The sequence below is a fragment of the Corynebacterium sp. HMSC076C10 genome (assembly GCF_001812455.1).
GTDB classification, from domain to species: Bacteria; Actinomycetota; Actinomycetes; order Mycobacteriales; family Mycobacteriaceae; genus Corynebacterium; species Corynebacterium jeikeium_D.
In genome coordinates, this window is sequence record NZ_KV809134.1 from 1 (window position 1) to 15,248 (window position 15,248).

17 protein-coding genes are annotated in these 15,248 nt (G+C 61.1%); 11 read left to right on the forward strand and 6 right to left on the reverse strand.

The window, feature by feature from the left end; genetic code table 11:
* Positions 1–68 precede the first annotated feature (68 nt).
* Complete coding sequence (locus HMPREF2857_RS06595) at positions 69–1,094, reverse strand: o-succinylbenzoate synthase (RefSeq protein ID WP_070604640.1); 1,026 nt, start codon at positions 1,092–1,094, stop codon at positions 69–71.
* A gap of 13 nt (positions 1,095–1,107) precedes the next feature.
* On the opposite strand from HMPREF2857_RS06595, the gene HMPREF2857_RS06600 reads away from it, so the two are divergent.
* A complete protein-coding gene (locus tag HMPREF2857_RS06600; protein ID WP_016422029.1) occupies positions 1,108–2,088 on the forward strand; it encodes a 1,4-dihydroxy-2-naphthoyl-CoA synthase in 981 nt (326 codons plus the stop codon).
* A gap of 65 nt (positions 2,089–2,153) precedes the next feature.
* Here HMPREF2857_RS06600 and pdxY read toward each other — a convergent pair whose 3' ends face one another.
* Both pdxY and arfB read right to left on the reverse strand, forming a co-directional pair.
* Entirely contained in the window at positions 2,154–3,080 is a 927-nt protein-coding gene (gene pdxY / locus HMPREF2857_RS06605) for a pyridoxal kinase PdxY (protein ID WP_246819643.1), read from the reverse strand.
* A gap of 41 nt (positions 3,081–3,121) precedes the next feature.
* Positions 3,122–3,565 carry an alternative ribosome rescue aminoacyl-tRNA hydrolase ArfB gene (gene arfB / locus HMPREF2857_RS06610; protein ID WP_070643237.1) on the reverse strand — a complete coding sequence of 148 codons (444 nt, stop codon included), beginning with the start codon at positions 3,563–3,565 and terminating at the stop codon, positions 3,122–3,124.
* 139 nt (positions 3,566–3,704) lie between these two features.
* Between arfB and HMPREF2857_RS06615 the strand changes: the two genes are divergently transcribed.
* The 7 genes from HMPREF2857_RS06615 to HMPREF2857_RS06640 all read left to right on the forward strand — a co-directional run bounded on the left by HMPREF2857_RS06615 (position 3,705) and on the right by HMPREF2857_RS06640 (position 9,497).
* Positions 3,705–4,487 carry an SDR family oxidoreductase gene (locus tag HMPREF2857_RS06615; RefSeq protein ID WP_048759274.1) on the forward strand — a complete coding sequence of 261 codons (783 nt, stop codon included), beginning with the start codon at positions 3,705–3,707 and terminating at the stop codon, positions 4,485–4,487.
* 16 nt (positions 4,488–4,503) lie between these two features.
* Positions 4,504–5,184, forward strand: coding sequence for an alpha-ketoglutarate-dependent dioxygenase AlkB family protein (locus HMPREF2857_RS06620; RefSeq protein ID WP_070643239.1), 681 nt, complete (start codon positions 4,504–4,506; stop codon positions 5,182–5,184).
* Positions 5,185–5,217: 33 nt separating this feature from the next.
* Positions 5,218–6,150: a sensor histidine kinase gene (locus tag HMPREF2857_RS06625; protein ID WP_246819645.1), complete on the forward strand. Its 933-nt coding sequence runs from the start codon at positions 5,218–5,220 to the stop codon at positions 6,148–6,150.
* Positions 6,151–6,204: 54 nt separating this feature from the next.
* The gene (locus HMPREF2857_RS11315; RefSeq protein ID WP_246819647.1) at positions 6,205–6,447 is read left to right on the forward strand and encodes an ATP-binding protein; all 243 of its coding nucleotides are present in this window, start codon (positions 6,205–6,207) and stop codon (positions 6,445–6,447) included.
* A gap of 52 nt (positions 6,448–6,499) precedes the next feature.
* Positions 6,500–7,207 (forward strand): response regulator, encoded by a 708-nt coding sequence (locus HMPREF2857_RS06630; RefSeq protein ID WP_070643241.1) that lies wholly within the window; start codon positions 6,500–6,502, stop codon positions 7,205–7,207.
* A 116-nt stretch (positions 7,208–7,323) separates the two neighbouring features.
* Positions 7,324–8,067 (forward strand): ABC transporter ATP-binding protein, encoded by a 744-nt coding sequence (locus HMPREF2857_RS06635; protein ID WP_070643242.1) that lies wholly within the window; start codon positions 7,324–7,326, stop codon positions 8,065–8,067.
* Positions 8,064–9,497 carry an ABC-2 family transporter permease gene (locus HMPREF2857_RS06640; RefSeq protein ID WP_070643244.1) on the forward strand — a complete coding sequence of 478 codons (1,434 nt, stop codon included), beginning with the start codon at positions 8,064–8,066 and terminating at the stop codon, positions 9,495–9,497. The genes HMPREF2857_RS06635 and HMPREF2857_RS06640 overlap by 4 nt, the downstream gene beginning before the upstream one ends.
* Positions 9,498–9,520: 23 nt before the next feature.
* Here HMPREF2857_RS06640 and HMPREF2857_RS06645 read toward each other — a convergent pair whose 3' ends face one another.
* Both HMPREF2857_RS06645 and msrA read right to left on the reverse strand, forming a co-directional pair.
* On the reverse strand, positions 9,521–10,702 hold the full coding sequence (locus HMPREF2857_RS06645; RefSeq protein ID WP_070643246.1) for a YkvI family membrane protein: 1,182 nt from the start codon (positions 10,700–10,702) through the stop codon (positions 9,521–9,523).
* A 99-nt stretch (positions 10,703–10,801) separates the two neighbouring features.
* Positions 10,802–11,458, reverse strand: a complete 657-nt coding sequence (gene msrA, locus HMPREF2857_RS06650) for a peptide-methionine (S)-S-oxide reductase MsrA (RefSeq protein WP_016422007.1) — start codon at positions 11,456–11,458, stop codon at positions 10,802–10,804.
* A gap of 102 nt (positions 11,459–11,560) precedes the next feature.
* On the opposite strand from msrA, the gene menE reads away from it, so the two are divergent.
* Genes menE through HMPREF2857_RS06665 form a run of 3 tightly spaced genes read left to right on the forward strand, consistent with a single transcriptional unit; the run spans position 11,561 to position 14,844 of the window.
* Positions 11,561–12,721 carry an o-succinylbenzoate--CoA ligase gene (gene menE / locus HMPREF2857_RS06655; protein ID WP_070643248.1) on the forward strand — a complete coding sequence of 387 codons (1,161 nt, stop codon included), beginning with the start codon at positions 11,561–11,563 and terminating at the stop codon, positions 12,719–12,721.
* A gap of 56 nt (positions 12,722–12,777) precedes the next feature.
* A complete protein-coding gene (locus HMPREF2857_RS06660; protein ID WP_070643249.1) occupies positions 12,778–13,674 on the forward strand; it encodes a 1,4-dihydroxy-2-naphthoate polyprenyltransferase in 897 nt (298 codons plus the stop codon).
* Between the two features lie 9 nt (positions 13,675–13,683).
* A complete protein-coding gene (locus tag HMPREF2857_RS06665; RefSeq protein WP_083310523.1) occupies positions 13,684–14,844 on the forward strand; it encodes an alpha/beta fold hydrolase in 1,161 nt (386 codons plus the stop codon).
* On the opposite strand, the gene HMPREF2857_RS06670 is transcribed toward HMPREF2857_RS06665, so the two are convergent.
* Complete coding sequence (locus tag HMPREF2857_RS06670) at positions 14,841–15,200, reverse strand: DUF4229 domain-containing protein (protein ID WP_070643251.1); 360 nt, start codon at positions 15,198–15,200, stop codon at positions 14,841–14,843. The genes HMPREF2857_RS06665 and HMPREF2857_RS06670 overlap by 4 nt on opposite strands.
* Positions 15,201–15,248: the final 48 nt, after the last annotated feature.

Sequence of the window (15,248 nt, forward strand, 5' to 3'; positions counted from 1 at the left end):
TCCATGATGCAATGACCGCCTGACCCTACCGGGCTCAAAGTGTCATAAACCTAGTCACTTTCTTGGCGTTATAGATGGGCGTACGCCGCGCGGAGGCGGTCGAACCACCAATCGCGGCGGGGGCCCGGCGCGGCGAGCTCGGCCAGGCGGGAAGGGTCGGGAGCGGGGTTGGTGACGGGCAGTCGGCCATCGATAAGTGGCCGGGGCTCGATGACGTCCTCGATAAACAGCGAGGACGTGGCCAAACCCGCCGCGTTCGGCTCCGGCTGCAGCTCTGTGGCAGGCAGGGCCGCCGCCGTGAACAAACCGGCGGCCATGCCAACACCGGTGTCCAGGGCGCTGGCGACCGTCACCTTCATCGCGAGCTCCTCGGCCAACCGAAGCAAGCAGCGTGGTCCACCAAGCGGCGCGACCTTCATTACGCCCACGTCCGCCGCCTGTTCGCGCGCAACCAAATACGGATCCTCGGCCTTGCGAATCGACTCATCGGCAGCAATCGGACAAAACTCCCCCACTGCGTCGCGGACCGCGCGGAGCTCGGCGACAGTCGCAACGGGCTGCTCCATGTACTCCAGCGGCCCCAACTCATGAGCGGCGCGGATTGCCTGCTCCACCGACCAGCCACGGTTCGCATCGACCCGCACGACAGGTTCATAGCCATAAGCTTCGGCCACCGCGGTGCGGACGGCGGCTACGCGCTCGATGTCGTCGTTAAGCGATTGGCCGCTCTCTGCGACCTTGACCTTAAACGTGCGGCACCCGGGGTAGCGCGCCACGACCTCCGGCACCTGGTCGGGTGTGACGGCGGGGATGGTGGCGTTGACCTCGACAAACTCGCGCTTCGGGATGGGCAGGCCGACGTATGCGCATTCGATGGCCGAGCGCAGCCACGCGGCGGCCTCGGACGCCTCGTATTCCAGGAAGGGAGCGAACTCGCCCCAGGTGACGGGGCCGTCGATGAGGAGTGCCTCGCGGGTGGTGACGCCACGGAATTTCACTGCCATGGGCAGCGCGACGACGTGGGCGCGGTCGAGGATGTCATCGATGGGCGGAAGCTGGATGTTGGGCGCAGCGGACACAGACATACCCCTCATGCTAGAGACCTTTATGCTGGAAGCCATGACTGATACCGCGAAGTACTCGACCGATAACCCTTTCCGCCCCGAGCAGTGGAAGACGGTTGATGGTTTTGAGGATTTGACCGACATCACCTACCACCGGCACGTCGGCGAGGGCCGCGAGAACGGTATTGTGCGTATTGCGTTTGATCGCCCGGAGGTTCGTAACGCATTCCGCCCGCATACCGTCGATGAGCTCTACCGCGCGCTCGACCACGCGCGCCGCACCCCGGATGTCGGCGTAGTGCTGCTGACCGGTAACGGCCCGAGCACCAAGGACGGTGGCTGGGCATTCTGTTCGGGCGGCGACCAGCGCATTCGCGGTCGTTCCGGCTACCAGTACGCAACGTCCCACGAGCATGACGACGCTACCGCGGACGCATCCACCATCGATACCGCGCGCGCCAAGGTCGAGGGAGGCCGCCTGCACATCCTGGAGGTGCAGCGCCTAATTCGCACTATGCCGAAGGTTGTCATTGCCGTGGTCAATGGCTGGGCCGCAGGTGGCGGACACTCCCTGCACGTCGTGTGTGACCTGACGCTCGCATCGCGCCAGGAGGCCCGATTTAAGCAGACCGACGCTGACGTGGGATCTTTCGACGCCGGCTATGGCTCGGCTTACCTGGCGAAGCAGGTTGGCCAGAAGTTTGCCCGCGAGATTTTCTTCCTCGGCCGCTCCTACGACGCTGAGACCATGCACCGCATGGGCGCCGTCAACGAGGTCGCCGACCACGCTGAGTTGGAAGATGTCGCGGTCGAGTGGGGTCGCATGATTAACGGTAAGTCCCCGACGGCGCAGCGCATGCTGAAGTTCGCCTTCAACCTGACCGATGACGGCCTAATGGGTCAGCAAGTCTTCGCGGGTGAGGCTACTCGCCTGGCGTACATGACCGACGAGGCCGTCGAGGGCAAGGAAGCGTTCCTGGAAAAGCGCGACCCGAACTGGGACGAGTTCCCGTTCTATTACTAGGCCTGTTGGGACACTGCTAGGGCTGGCTTAGCGGCGTGAACCCCCAGCCCTACTGCACCCCAGCCCTACTGAACCTTCGTAACCTCAAAACGCTGCTCCGGGTGAACGTAGGCCTCCTGCACGCGCACGAGCTCCAGCTCGCCAGAGCCGGACTCGTGCGTGACCTTCAGCAGCTCAAAGATACTGGCCGCTGTGTTACCCAACGCGACCGAAAGGTCACCGTAAATACCGCGACCGCGCAGCAGGTTGCCTGCAAACAGCGCAGCCGCGACATCGCCGGAACCGTTGCGCTTCAGGGGCAGGTACGGCGTCGCCACCAGCCATGCGCCCGCACCATTGACGGCGAGCATCTCAATCTCGCCCTCCTTGCGCTCCGGACGCAGCACACTGGTCACCAACACGGCCTCCGGACCCATCTCACGAGCAGCATGAGCTGCCGCAATGGTGGACTCCAGGTCGCTGACCTCGCGGCCCGTCAGGTATCCCAGCTCGAACTGGTTTGGCGTAATCACATCTGCCACCGGCACGACCTTGTCGCGCAGCAGCGGCGGAATGTCATCCGACACGTGGCAGCCACTCTTGGCATTTCCCATCACCGGGTCACACGAGTAAATGGCCTTCGGGTTGCGCTGCTTGGCCAGCGCCACGGCTTCGATGATGACATCCGCAATATCGCTACCGCCCTGGTAGCCGGAGATAATCGCGTCGACGTCGTCAAGCTTGCCCAGCTCATCGATACCCTTGATGACCTCGCGCACATCCGTGGCCGGAATCATCGGGCCGCGCCACTGGCCGTAGCCGGTGTGGTTGGAGAAATCGACGGTGTGGACCGGCCACACTTCAAAACCTGCGCGCTGCAGCGGGAAGACCGCAGCGGAGTTGCCCACGTGGCCATAGCTCACATGCGACTGGATGGACAGAATCGAGGGCACGCGGTTGAACTCCGCGACAGTTTCAGCTGCCTTTTCAGTAGGGGCCTGGTTTTCGCTCATACCATCTATATTGCAACGGATGCGCGAAAATCCCATATTCCCTAGTAGGCGCTGGGTCGGCGCCTACTGGCTTTGAGCTCGGAGCGCCGTTGCTTCTGCGCTTTACGACGGGCAATCGAGGCCCGACTCGGTCGAGTCCGCCGGCGCTTCGGAGGCGGTGGCTGCACAGCTTCTCGGATGAGTTCCGCTAAGCGCCGCCTGGCTTCCGCGCGGTTGCGCACCTGGGAGCGCTGCGTGGTGACGGACACGGTCAGGGTGGTGCCATCGAGTCGGTGGCTGAGGTTCTGGAGAGCGCGGCGGCGGTGGACATCGGACAGCACGCTGAGCTCGGCGATATCCACCGATAGCTGCACCTTGGAGTCGGTGGTGTTAACACCCTGACCGCCCGGCCCACCGGAGCGCGCGAAGCGTTCAGTGAGCTCCGCCGCGGGGATGACGAGGCCCTTTGGGATGCCGGGACCTGGTGGGATGTTCAGGGGTTTCATGGTGGCCAGTGTAGAGGGCGCGTTTGTAATCAGGGCGCGTTTCCTCTAATCCGCGGTTAAACAACAAATACTCACCTAAGCTGGCAAATAACATTTATCCACTTATAAAAACAGCAAGAAAAGGCAGGATTGAGACACCATGGCCACTTCTGATTCCCCGTCCATTTTCATCTCCGGCGGCGCGCAGGGCATCGGCCGCGCGGTGGCCGAGAAGTTCCTGGCTGCAGGCTGGACCGTCGGCGTCTACGACATCAATGAGGATGCCCTGGCGAAGCTCAAGGCTGAGCGCCCGGAGGTAATCGTCGGCAAGCTGGACGTGACGGACTTTAAGCAGTGGGAGGACGCGCTTGCGGACTTCACCTCCCACACCGGCGGCAAGCTGACGGTGCTGGACAATAACGCGGGCATCATCGGCGATGGCGATATCACTGACCAGTCACCGGAGATTATCCGCGCGCAGGTGGACATCAACTGCACCGGTCTGACTCTGGGCGCGAAGGCGGCGCACCCGTACCTGAAGCGCACTAAGGGGTCTCACCTGGTCAACATGGGTTCGGCTTCGGGCATCTACGGCCAGCCGCACATCGCGCCGTACTCCGCGTCGAAGTTCTACGTCTCTGGTCTGACGCAGGCTCTGGATCTGGAGTGGCGCAAGGACAAGATCCGCGTCGTCGCAATCATGCCGCTGTGGGCGAAGACCAAGCTGGCGGACGTTTCTGCTGGTTCCACCCGTCGTCTTGGCGTGCGTATCACGCCGGACCAGGTCGCTGATGCTGTGTGGAAGGCAACGCACCCGCAGAACTTCATTGAGCGCCAGCGTCACTTCTACTCGGTGTCGGCAGCGGACTTTATCCTGCGCTACCTGGGCAAGATTGGTCCGCAGTTCCTGTCCCGCCCGGTTAACGCAATCATCGCGGGTTAGCAGGCAAACTAGACCTATGCTCTTTGATCAACTCCCGCGCGACGATGCCCGCATCACGCCGGGAGTTGTTCATTTGCCGGGGTGGCTTACGCTGGACCAGCAGTCGGACATCATCACGCAACTCCGCGACATCGCGCGCAGTCTGTCCGGAACGCCGCTGGCCATGACTCGCCCGCAGCTCAAAAGTGGTCAGATGCAGGTCTTTATGCTGCATCTCGGCCGCATGTGGGCCACCAATCCCTACCGCTACGTCACGCACGCAGGCGGCGTTCGCGTCCCGCCCGTGCCTGACAATCTGCTACAGCTCGCCACCGAAGCACTTCGTGCCGCCGCGCTTTACGACGAATCCCTCAACCAGTGGCCCTCCACTTTTCGGCCCGACATGGCGTTGGTCAACTACTACCCACCCGGGGCCACCATGGGGATGCACCAGGACCGAAACGAAAACTCCCCTGCCCCGATTGTGTCGCTCTCTATCGGCGATGAGGCTCTGTTCCGCATTGGAGGCACGGAGAACCGCAATAAGCCCTGGGATGACGTGACTCTCGCCAGCGGAGATGTGATTGTGTTTGGTGGTCCCAAGCGGCTTGCGTTTCATGGTGTGCCCAAGACTCGTCCGGGCACTTTGCCGGAGGCCTGCGGGCTTAAAGAGGGCCGCATCAACATCACATTCCGGCAAGTGGAAAACTCACACTAAACCGCGCAAGCCACCGACCGCTAGCCTAGACACATGCAGCGCACCGCTTCCTCCATGCACGCACAGCCTGCCACCGCGCAGACCCCTGCCCCACTCGACTGGCACAGCCGGGTGCGTTTCTTTGTCGGCTCGTTCCCAGCTGCCGATCTCGCTATTGCGGCTGCTTTCCTGCTGTGCTGCTGGTTGAGCATGACGCCGCTACTTACTTATGGCCCGAGCTTCACATATGTCACCAATGTGATTCTGTCCGCGATGATTGCCGCAGCCGCAGCGTTTCGTCGTAAAGCAGTGCGCGCATCGTTTGTGGTTACGTACAGTGCCCTAGCGGGTCTCGCCTTGCTGGTGTGGCTATCCCCAGTGAACCTTGGGCTAGACCCCATTATTGTTGCTGCCCCACTATCTCTATGGGCTGTGACCAGGTGGGAACCGAATCGCACCTGGGGCATCGTTGGGCTGTTTTTAGGGTTGATTGGCAGCTTCCTCAACCCGGCAGTTCCTGCCTTCGGCTTTACCCCGGAACGACTCTTGGTCTTCGGACTACCGGCGGTGCTCATTACGGCGAGCGCGTACGCAGTGCCCCTGTGGCTCCGAATCAACGCCGAGGAACATGCCGCGGAGTTGGAAAACGTCGTGGCGCGCAACAAACTGGAGTTGTCCCGGGAGCTTCACGACGTCGTGGGGCACGGACTCACCTCTATCAAGGTTCAGGCCCAAACCGCGCTGTACCTGGCGGAGATGGATGACTCCCGAGCGAAATCCGCCGCTGAAAAGACCACGCTGGAAGGTATTGCCCAGACCGCAGAACAATCGTTGCGGGATGTGCATGCGCTTGTCGATGCACTACGTGAAGGCGGTGAGAATAGCGCTGACCCGAATGAGATTCCACGTCTAGTTGCGGCTGTTTGTCCGCCGGGTCGCGATGTTTCGGTGACTCTGCCGGAGTCTTATGGAGACCTGGCGGATTGACCACTCGCGAAGCGACTGACTCTGGTGCGGGCAGTGACGGAGTTGGCCGCGAATATGGCCAAGCACTCATCGGGTAATGGTCAGCTGGCACTGGTAATCGATCCACCTGCCGACGCTGATGACAGCCCGGCGCGGGTTCATTTGGTGACCGCAAACAGGGCTGAAAGCGACACCTTGGACCCCAAGAAGCGAGCTGGCGCTGGCCTGATTGGTCTGAATGAACGCGTGGCTCAGCTCGGTGGCGAGATGACTTATGGTGAAAGCGACGGCATGTTCCGCGTCAGTATTCGGCTGTAAGCAGTTCGACCGAAGCAAGGCTGACTGGCGATTCTGTCGAGAAAGACGAGCAATGGGTGTAATTCGAGTACTAGTGGCTGAAGATCAGGCTCTGATTCGACAGTCTTTCGCGCAGCTTATTGATGCCCACCCGCAGATGAAAGTCATTGGTGCCGTGGGCGACGGCGCCGAGGCTGTGCGTCGTGCCTCCGGTGCGGATGTGGTCGTCATGGACATTCGAATGCCCGTGATGGACGGTATCGAGGCCACACGGCAGATTGTGCGAGGCGTGCCGTCCGGAGGTGCGGCTCGCGCTTCCACTCCGAAAGTCCTGGTGCTGACCACTTTCCGCGAAGAAAACCTGGTGCTCGGCGCTTTAGAAGCTGGGGCCGCAGGCTTTTTGCTCAAAGACTCCAATCCCCGTGAGCTGCTTTCGGCCATCATGCGTATCCACCGTGGTGAAGGAGTCATCGATCCGAAGGTGACGCCGATGGTGTTGCGGCATGTTTCACCGCGCGCACCGCACTCAGGACAGCCAGCGAGAGCGTTCTCGACACATGGCGCTGACTCAGACCCCACTCACACAGGAACCCAATTCACACCCCGCGAACAGGAGATTTTGAACCTCGTCTGCCAAGGGCTTTCCAATGACGAAATTGCTCGCAGGTTGGTTGTCGCTACAACGACAGTGAAAACCCATGTGAAATCCCTGTTGACCAAGACGGGCTCACGCAGTCGCGTGGATCTTGTCATTTGGGCTGCGAAAAACGGGCTGCTGTAGCTTCTCCTCGCTGGTACCGTCATCCTCGCTATCGTCTCCTCCCTAGGGAGGATATTTCCGCCACCTCATCCTCAGGGAGGGCGCGAACCGAACCAGCCATGCCTATTACTTAAGGCATGAACGCACCAACCCCTACCTCAGGCCCTTCCGCAGATGCCGCCGCTCCCCTCCTTCAGCTGCGCGGCATCACTGTCTCCTACGGCAAGAACGAACCTGTCCTGAACGGCCTCGATATGAACGTCCGCGCCGGCGAGGTCTACGGGCTATTGGGACTCAACGGCGCAGGTAAATCCACGCTGATGAGCACGGTGCTTGGGCTAATTCCCTACTCCGGTGAAATCAGCATCGCGGGACACCCGTGGTCCGTTGTCGATCTGGACCGCATCGGCGCCTCCATCAATGGCCCGGCGTTCTACCCACAGCTCTCAGCCACCGACAATCTCAAAGTGCACGCACATCTGACCGGCACGGACAAGAGCCGTATCGCCGAAGTCCTCGACTTAGTCGGGCTTCATGCTGGTAACAAGCGTGCCCGTGCATTCTCCACCGGCATGAAGGTTCGTCTTTCCCTGGCGATGGCGCTGCTCACCGACCCCGACATTGTGCTTCTCGACGAGCCCACCAACGGCCTCGACCCCGAAGCTATCGTGGGCCTGCGCACCTTGTTGCGAAATCTTGCCGCTAGTGGCAAGGCCGTCGTGGTGTCCTCCCATCAACTCGGAGAAGTCGAAAAGAGCGTTGACCACCTTGGTGTCCTCGCCGGTGGCCGACTGGTCTACGAAGGCCCGCTGACTGACTTTGCGGCCTCTGGTCAATCCCTCGAGCAAGCTTTCTTCACCGCAGTAGGTGTTGCCCGATGAGCACTCAACCGCACACGCGCACTCTTAACACGCGCACCGTTCCTACTCGCCGCTACTTCCGCGCCGAGCTACTGCGGGCGAAGTGGTCACTCACCATGTTTCTTCCCATCATCATGGTGGCAATCGCTCTGGTCAGCATGGTCTTTTCTAGAGGCGTTGACGCCACCGCCATGGCGAGCGCCCACATCTACTCGCTTATCCTGCTTCCTCCCCTGGCTGCTATTACGTCCGTCATTGGCCAAAACCGTGAAGAAAAACTCCGCCAAGGCGGCCTAATCTGGCGCAATATCTCGGGCACTCGAGTGCTCCTTGCCCGCGCAGCCACTGTCATTGCCTCCGCGGCCCTCGGTCACGCATTGATGGCTGCACTCCTTGCCCGGAGCGTGAGCACCGCATCGCAATTCACGCTCTTTAGCACGTTGTCATTCTTCGTCTTCTGGACATTCGGCCTTGCCCTATGGCGCCTTGTGCCACGCGCAGCTCTCTTCCTCGCTCCGCTCGCTTCCATCGCTTGGGCCATCGCAGGAACACTGGACGCCATGAGCCCAAACTGGAAAGTTCTCCCGTGGACCTGGGCAATCCGCCCAACGTTACCTATCCACGGAGTGCAGGCTAATTCCATCTCGGCTCCCGCCGACAGCGAGATCTGGAACATCGCCATCCTGCCGCCCGCGTTGCTGCATTTACTCCTCGGGCTAGGTCTATTTGCCATCGCATTGCTTGCGCACGGAAAATCTCTCAGCTTGCCGACGGGCCGGGAACGCAGCACTTCGTCGTTAAGCCATGGCATGAGCGCGACCCTTCCCTGGCGCACCTGGTGGAGCCTCGCAGCGCTGATGCTTGCCGGCCTTGCGGTCGTGCGTGTGGTGTGGAACCCGGAGTATGCGCTGGGGCTGCTGAGTTTCGTCTGCGTGCCGACGGCTGCAACCGTGGTGGCCATCATGACATGGACTTCGCAAGCCGATGCCTGGCCAGCACTGATGTATCGGCGTGCGCGACGCAGCATCACGCTCCGACTGTTTGCCTTGGATATGGCGTTTCTCGTACCGGTGCTCGTGGTTGCGGTGGTTATCAGTGGTGCAGGCGGCGAGACCAATAGCCAGACCGGCATTAACCCCTGGCCGTACCAGGCGGTCATCGCGCCTCTTGTGGCCGCGATGATTGTGGCCGTGACCGGTTTGATTGCGCGTCGCAGTGTGGCGGCCGCAATCTTTGTCTCGGTCGCGCTCGGCGGTTGGGCGGTGATGGTTGGCGGTGATGTCCTCAGCGCCTCACCGTTGTGGTGGACCTCGGAATGGGGATGGACTTGGGTAGTCCGTGATTACCCCGATCGGTGGCCAGTGATGGTTCTCGTGTCCGCCATTGTGATGGCGGCGTTCGTGGCTTGGGCTCGGGCGACATCATTGAAAGCGATCCGATCCCAAGACTGACGGCGGCGCTACGAGCAGCCCACCTACTCCTCGATCGCCTCGCGGACCTCTTCGACACTGAGGTTGGAGTCTTCAATCTCCTCGCGGGCCTCCTTGTTCCGGCCACGGCGGACCAGGCGGAAGATGCGCTTGCGGCGGGAAGTCTCTTCACTGATGCGCTCGCGGCCGCGCAACCAGGCAACAAGCATGACAGTAATGAGCAGCAGACCGATGTAGCCCAGGATTGGGTAGACCCAACCGATTAGGTTCTGGAAGCCCATGAAGCTCAAGGCGAAACCGAGCAAGACCAGCGCGACGTAGACAATCTTGAATTTTTCCGGGTGATTTGCGGTGACACGACGCCCCAGTGCGTAGAACATGCCAAGTGCCGTGTTGAAGATCATGCCAAGGATTACCACGGCCATGGCCTGGCCCAGCCACGGGTGCAGTCGATTAATGACGGTGAGCATTGGCACGGCATCGGTGGCGACAGTACCAACAGTGTGGAACAGCGTGATGGTTGTAATCAGCAACATCGCGGAGTAGATCAAACCACCGGTAAACCCACCGGCTCCAGCGGCGCGGGGATTGAACAGGCTACCGCCAATAACAATCGCCATGGAAACCGCAACCATCAGGTTAAAGCCGACATAGTTCACTGCGGCGACAACCCAGTTCGGCAGAGTGGTCGGGACTTCCGCAACGGCAGCTGCCTGCTCCGCGGCTGGGGTGGCATCGGTGAACGCCAGCGTATAAACACTGGCCAGCAGGATAAAGCCGACGATAAACGGTGTGATGGAACCAATCACGGTGGTCACTCGGTCAACATCGAGGAAACCGGCTGCGATGGTCACCAGCACCATGATTACGGCACCAATCCACACGGGGATGCCCCACTGCTGCTCCATGTTGGCACCGGCACCGGCGAACATGACGAACCCCGTGGCGAAGAGCGTGATAATCACGCCGATGTCCAGTACGCGTGAAAAGATGGGATGCGATACGCGTCGGAAAACTTCGCCGTGCTCGCTGGCCTGAAAGTAGCTTCCCAGCTGCAAAATGATCATCGCCATCAGGCTCATGATTACCGCTGAGAGAACGGCACCCCAGACACCATTGATGCCAAAGGCGACGAAGTATTGCATGATTTCCTGACCCGTCGCAAAGCCCGCGCCGACGACAATGCCGACGAAGGCAAATGCAACGCGCAGTACTTGCTTCACCACAAGGGTTCACTCCTATTCGACTATCTGATTGATATAACCACCTTACTTTTCTCAGTGAGTTTTACTAATCGCAATTAAGCGTTCTACGAAGTTTCGCCTTTAAATTCCGCAGGCCACGCCGGTCGAATGCACTGGGCAGTAGCCGTTCGGATTCTTAAACAAGTACTGCTGATGCTCATCCTCAGCCCGGTAGTACTCCCCTGCCGGGGTCTCCGCGAGTGGCTTAATCTCCGTGGTGATGGCCCCCAGGCCAGCGTCGGCAAGCTTCGGCGCGTAGGCATCGGCGATCTCCTGTGCCCGGCGCGCTTGCTCGGGCGTCGTCGTGTAGATCGCGGAACGGTACTGCGTGCCGACATCATTACCCTGGCGGTAGCCCTGCGTGGGATCGTGGGCCTCGAAGGCCTTGGCGATCAGCTGGTCGAAGCTAATCTGCTCCGGGTCGTAGACGACCTCCACAATCTCGGTGTGGTTGGTGCGTCCGGTGCAGGACTCGCGGTAGGTGGGATTCGGCGTCACGCCACCGGCGAACCCGACCGACGTGCTGAGCACGCCCGGTGTTTCCCAAAACAGCTTCTCAGCACCCCAGTAACAGCCAATCCCGATGTAGACGACCTCCTGGCCTTCCTCCCATGGGCCGGTGATCGGCGTGCCGAGCACCGCATGCGGCTTCGGATTTTCCAACACCGGGTGCGAGCCGCCCTTGAGCGCCTCATCTTCCGGCACCAGCTCTGCGGACCTGCCAAAAATCCAACCCATCTTCTACGCCTTTCTATCTATGACTGTCTTTGGTCTGCGCAACGCGCCCGAGGCCACGATTGTTCCGACCTCGCCACCAGAAACTACGGCACAACACGGGCTATGGTTTGGGTTGTGCGTACGCTCAGCCTGCTTTCCGTCAATCCCCACGACCCGACCGCCATCCTGCCCGACCTCCGCGCCGCGCTGGACGGTGAGGTCTCTCTTCTTCCCGTTCCGCTTCACGACGGCACGCGCGCCTCAATCTTGCGGAACTCGCAACGCGCAGGTGAGCCGATTGATGAGTCCATCGCGCTTGTTGTCGGCACTTCCGGTTCCACCGGCACACCGAAGGGTGCACAGCTGACGGTGGATAACTTGGTCTCCTCTGCTACCGCTACACATCAGTGGCTCGGCGGTGAAGGACAGTGGATGCTGGCGATGCCGGCCTACCATATCGCTGGCCTGCAGGTTCTCATTCGTTCGCTGCTCGCTGGCACGGATCCGGTGTGTGTGGATGTGACCGACGGTTTTGATGTTGCCGCATTCGCCGACGGCGCCGAGACCCTCACAGGCGCTGGCGCCGGCCACCGCGCCTACACCTCGCTGGCTCCGATGCAGCTAGCCAAGGCCATGGAAGAACCCTTTGGTGCGGCAGCCCTGCGCCTCTTCGATGCCGTACTTGTCGGCGGCGCAGCTTTGAACCCGCAGGTGGCAGCACGCGCTGAAGAGCTGGGCATCAACGTCGTGACCACCTATGGTTCCTCCGAGACAGCCGGCGGCTGCGTCTATGACGGGCAGCCCATCGAGGGTGCACAGGTCGCCATCGAAAATGGTCGCGTTTGGCTGGGCGGACCGATGATTGCACACGGTTACCGCAATGCGCCCAGTCACGAGGCTTTCCATAAACCAGGTTGGTTCGCCACCTCCGATGCGGGTGAGATCCGCGATGGCCGACTAGTCATTACGGGACGCCTGGACACCATCATCGACTCCGGCGGGTTAAAGCTGCACCCCGAAGTCCTCGAACGTGAACTGCTCGCCATCGATGGAGTTACGGGGGCCTGCGTGGTCGGTGTGCCACACCCACGGCTCGGCCACGCTATCGTCGCAGCGTATGAAGGCACGGCTGAGCTCGGCGATATTATGGACGGCCTCGGCGATGCTGAAGACGCCGGGCGAATCAATCACTGGATGATTCCGAAGGACCTGCGTCGTGTGGAGGCTCTGCCACTGATTGGTCCGGGCAAGGTCGACCGGAAGAAAGTCGCGGCGCTCTTTTAGCTCATTCAGACACGCATTAGTTCAAGGCATTTGGTGTCACGTCCTATTATTAATTCATGTCTGAAGCACCAAAGAGTCCTGCAACGGCGTCGTTAAGCGATTGGCTGGAAGGCGCGCGCCCCCATACCTGGGCGAATGCGTTTGCGCCGGTCATCGTCGGTGTCGGAGCGGCATCGACGCACGCGCCGATTATCTGGGGACGTGCGGTGCTCGCGCTGGTTGTCGCGTGGGCGTTGATTGTGGGCGTGAACTTCGCCAACGACTACTCCGATGGCATCCGCGGCACTGACGATGACCGCTCGGGCCCGCTGCGCCTGACGGGTTCTGGTCTGGTCGAGCCGAAGGTTGTGAAGTACGCGGCGTTCGGTTCCTTTGGTGTCGCCGGTCTTGCCGGTGTGGCGCTGTCCCTGATGAGCGCGTGGTGGCTCATTCTGGTCGGTGCACTGTGCATCGCGGCTGCGTGGTTCTACACCGGCGGTAAAAATCCCTACGGTTATCGCGGACTTGGCGAGGTCTCGGTCTTCGTCTTCTTCGGTCTCGTCGCGGTGCTCGGCACGGAATTCACCCAGACCGGCTCGCTGTCTTGGGTCGGCCTGGCCTGCGCAATTGGTATTGGTTCGGTGTCTTCTGCCGTGAACCTGGCGAACAACTTGCGCGACATCCCCACCGACGCCGCCACCGGCAAGATCACGTTGGCAGTTCGCCTGGGCGACTTCCGCACCCGCATCGTCTGGCAGATTCTCTCCCTCATGCCCGCGCTGGCCAGCATCTTTATCGCTTTCTGGCGCCCATGGGCGCTGGTGGGTCTGCTCATCGTGCCGCTGTGGGTAAAGGCCTCCGAGCCAATCCGCACGCATAGAAAGGGAAAGGAGCTCATCCCGGTACTGGGGCTTACCGGCAAGATGATGCTTGCCTGGTCCGTCATCACGGCACTCGCACTCGCGCTCAGCTAGGGGGTACCGATGGACTTCCGCACACTGACGCACAAGGCGCTTGACGACGTCCAGGAGGCCGCAACCCGAGTTGGCGACACAGCAGCCAAGGCTCCAGCTTTCGCCCGCAGCGCTGCTCTGCGCCTGACCAAATCGGGACGCCGGCGACTGGCGCTGGAGCACGGCGCGCTGCATTCGCAGACCCGTGAACCGGGCCTAACCGACCTCACGTCAACCGGCGTGGTGCATATCAAGACCGCACCGGTCGCAGCCGAGATTGCGGCCAAGGACGATGAGCGGAAGGCCAGCGACAAGCCGGATGCTGTCACCACCGATATTCCGGTGCACTGGTACGAGGTTGAACCTAGCGAACCCGCCAAAGAACCCGTGACCATCGTCTTCGTCCACGGCTTCACCCTGGCTGGTGAGTCCTGGTACCGGCAGTTCAACGCGCTGCGCAAGTCGCACCCGGAAGCACGCCTGTTGACTATGGATCTGCGCGGCCACGGCCAGACCGGAGCGGTTCCGGCTTCACTCTGCACGGTCGAAGGTGCTGCGGCCGATGCGCTGGCCGTGATCGCCGAGCGTGCCACGACCGGAAAACTCATCGTGGTTGGGCATTCGCTAGGCGGTTTGATTGCACTGCACATGGTGCGGGCTGCCGAGGAAAGCATTCGCCGTCGGATAGCAGGCGTAGTGTTGATTTCCACGTCTATCGACAAGCTGGCCGCCCAGGGTGTGCCACAGATTCTGGCGTCCCCGGTGGCGGATGCGGCGCGCAATGCAATTGAGTCCTCGCCGAAGGAGATTCGCAAGTTCCGCGAGGCAATCGCGTCACTGATGGCGCCGTCGTTGGCGGTGGCGGTGTTCGCCCGGCGCACGGACTACGAGATCATCGAGTTCCACGCGGCCATGATTAATGAAACACCGCTGGAAACTTTCGTGGGATATCTCGACGACCTGCAGGATCACGACGAGTTCGCAGCCGGGCCTTACTTGGAGGGCTTGCCAGGAGCGGTACTGGTGGGCACGAAGGACGATGTCACTCCGCGCAAGCAAGCAGACCTAATTATGGAAAAGTGGCCGGACGCCGAACTGGTTGAAGTCGACGGGGCCGGCCACATGTTGCCGCTGGAGGCGCCTGAAGCGGTGAACCGGGCAATCGAGCGAGTGTTAGAGAAGGTGCGCTAGTTTTCCTCGCGGTCCTTAATCTGCTGCGCAATGTACTCCTTGTGCGCGCGGCGGTTCTCCGACCACACTGCAACAGACTCATTGGCCTGGACGCGCAGCTTCGGGAACACAAAAACCGACAGCGGCATCGCAATAATCAGTGCGAACACAGCCGTAATTGCGGCCGGAATCTGCACATTAACGAGGTAGATAATCACGAGCAGAATGAAGAACAGCACCAGGAACAGCAGCAGACGCGCAAGGCCGTACCAGAACAGCCCCTTCATGGCATTGCCGCGACCAGCATTCTTGGTCACCGGAGCTGCCTCCACTTCAGCCTCAGAAGCCAACTTGTCCTGCTCTGCTGGATTGGTCATTAAACCCTCACCTCTACGTGTTACGCCTGTACTGCGCCCCGGGCGTTG

What these genes read in the sequence shown, in the direction of transcription:
- HMPREF2857_RS06660 (WP_070643249.1), top strand. Translation starts at nt 12,778, where the DNA reads ATGTCTGAAGCACCAAAGAGTCCTGCAACGGCGTCGTTAAGCGATTGG.
- HMPREF2857_RS06600 (WP_016422029.1), top strand. Translation starts at nt 1,108, where the DNA reads ATGCTGGAAGCCATGACTGATACCGCGAAGTACTCGACCGATAACCCT.
- HMPREF2857_RS11315 (WP_246819647.1), top strand. Translation starts at nt 6,205, where the DNA reads ATGGCCAAGCACTCATCGGGTAATGGTCAGCTGGCACTGGTAATCGAT.
- arfB (WP_070643237.1), bottom strand. Translation starts at nt 3,565, where the DNA reads ATGAAACCCCTGAACATCCCACCAGGTCCCGGCATCCCAAAGGGCCTC.
- HMPREF2857_RS06630 (WP_070643241.1), top strand. Translation starts at nt 6,500, where the DNA reads ATGGGTGTAATTCGAGTACTAGTGGCTGAAGATCAGGCTCTGATTCGA.
- HMPREF2857_RS06615 (WP_048759274.1), top strand. Translation starts at nt 3,705, where the DNA reads ATGGCCACTTCTGATTCCCCGTCCATTTTCATCTCCGGCGGCGCGCAG.
- HMPREF2857_RS06640 (WP_070643244.1), top strand. Translation starts at nt 8,064, where the DNA reads ATGAGCACTCAACCGCACACGCGCACTCTTAACACGCGCACCGTTCCT.
- menE (WP_070643248.1), top strand. Translation starts at nt 11,561, where the DNA reads ATGGTTTGGGTTGTGCGTACGCTCAGCCTGCTTTCCGTCAATCCCCAC.
- pdxY (WP_246819643.1), bottom strand. Translation starts at nt 3,080, where the DNA reads ATGAGCGAAAACCAGGCCCCTACTGAAAAGGCAGCTGAAACTGTCGCG.
- HMPREF2857_RS06620 (WP_070643239.1), top strand. Translation starts at nt 4,504, where the DNA reads ATGCTCTTTGATCAACTCCCGCGCGACGATGCCCGCATCACGCCGGGA.
- HMPREF2857_RS06625 (WP_246819645.1), top strand. Translation starts at nt 5,218, where the DNA reads ATGCAGCGCACCGCTTCCTCCATGCACGCACAGCCTGCCACCGCGCAG.
- HMPREF2857_RS06635 (WP_070643242.1), top strand. Translation starts at nt 7,324, where the DNA reads ATGAACGCACCAACCCCTACCTCAGGCCCTTCCGCAGATGCCGCCGCT.
- HMPREF2857_RS06595 (WP_070604640.1), bottom strand. Translation starts at nt 1,094, where the DNA reads ATGAGGGGTATGTCTGTGTCCGCTGCGCCCAACATCCAGCTTCCGCCC.
- HMPREF2857_RS06665 (WP_083310523.1), top strand. Translation starts at nt 13,684, where the DNA reads ATGGACTTCCGCACACTGACGCACAAGGCGCTTGACGACGTCCAGGAG.
- HMPREF2857_RS06670 (WP_070643251.1), bottom strand. Translation starts at nt 15,200, where the DNA reads ATGACCAATCCAGCAGAGCAGGACAAGTTGGCTTCTGAGGCTGAAGTG.
- msrA (WP_016422007.1), bottom strand. Translation starts at nt 11,458, where the DNA reads ATGGGTTGGATTTTTGGCAGGTCCGCAGAGCTGGTGCCGGAAGATGAG.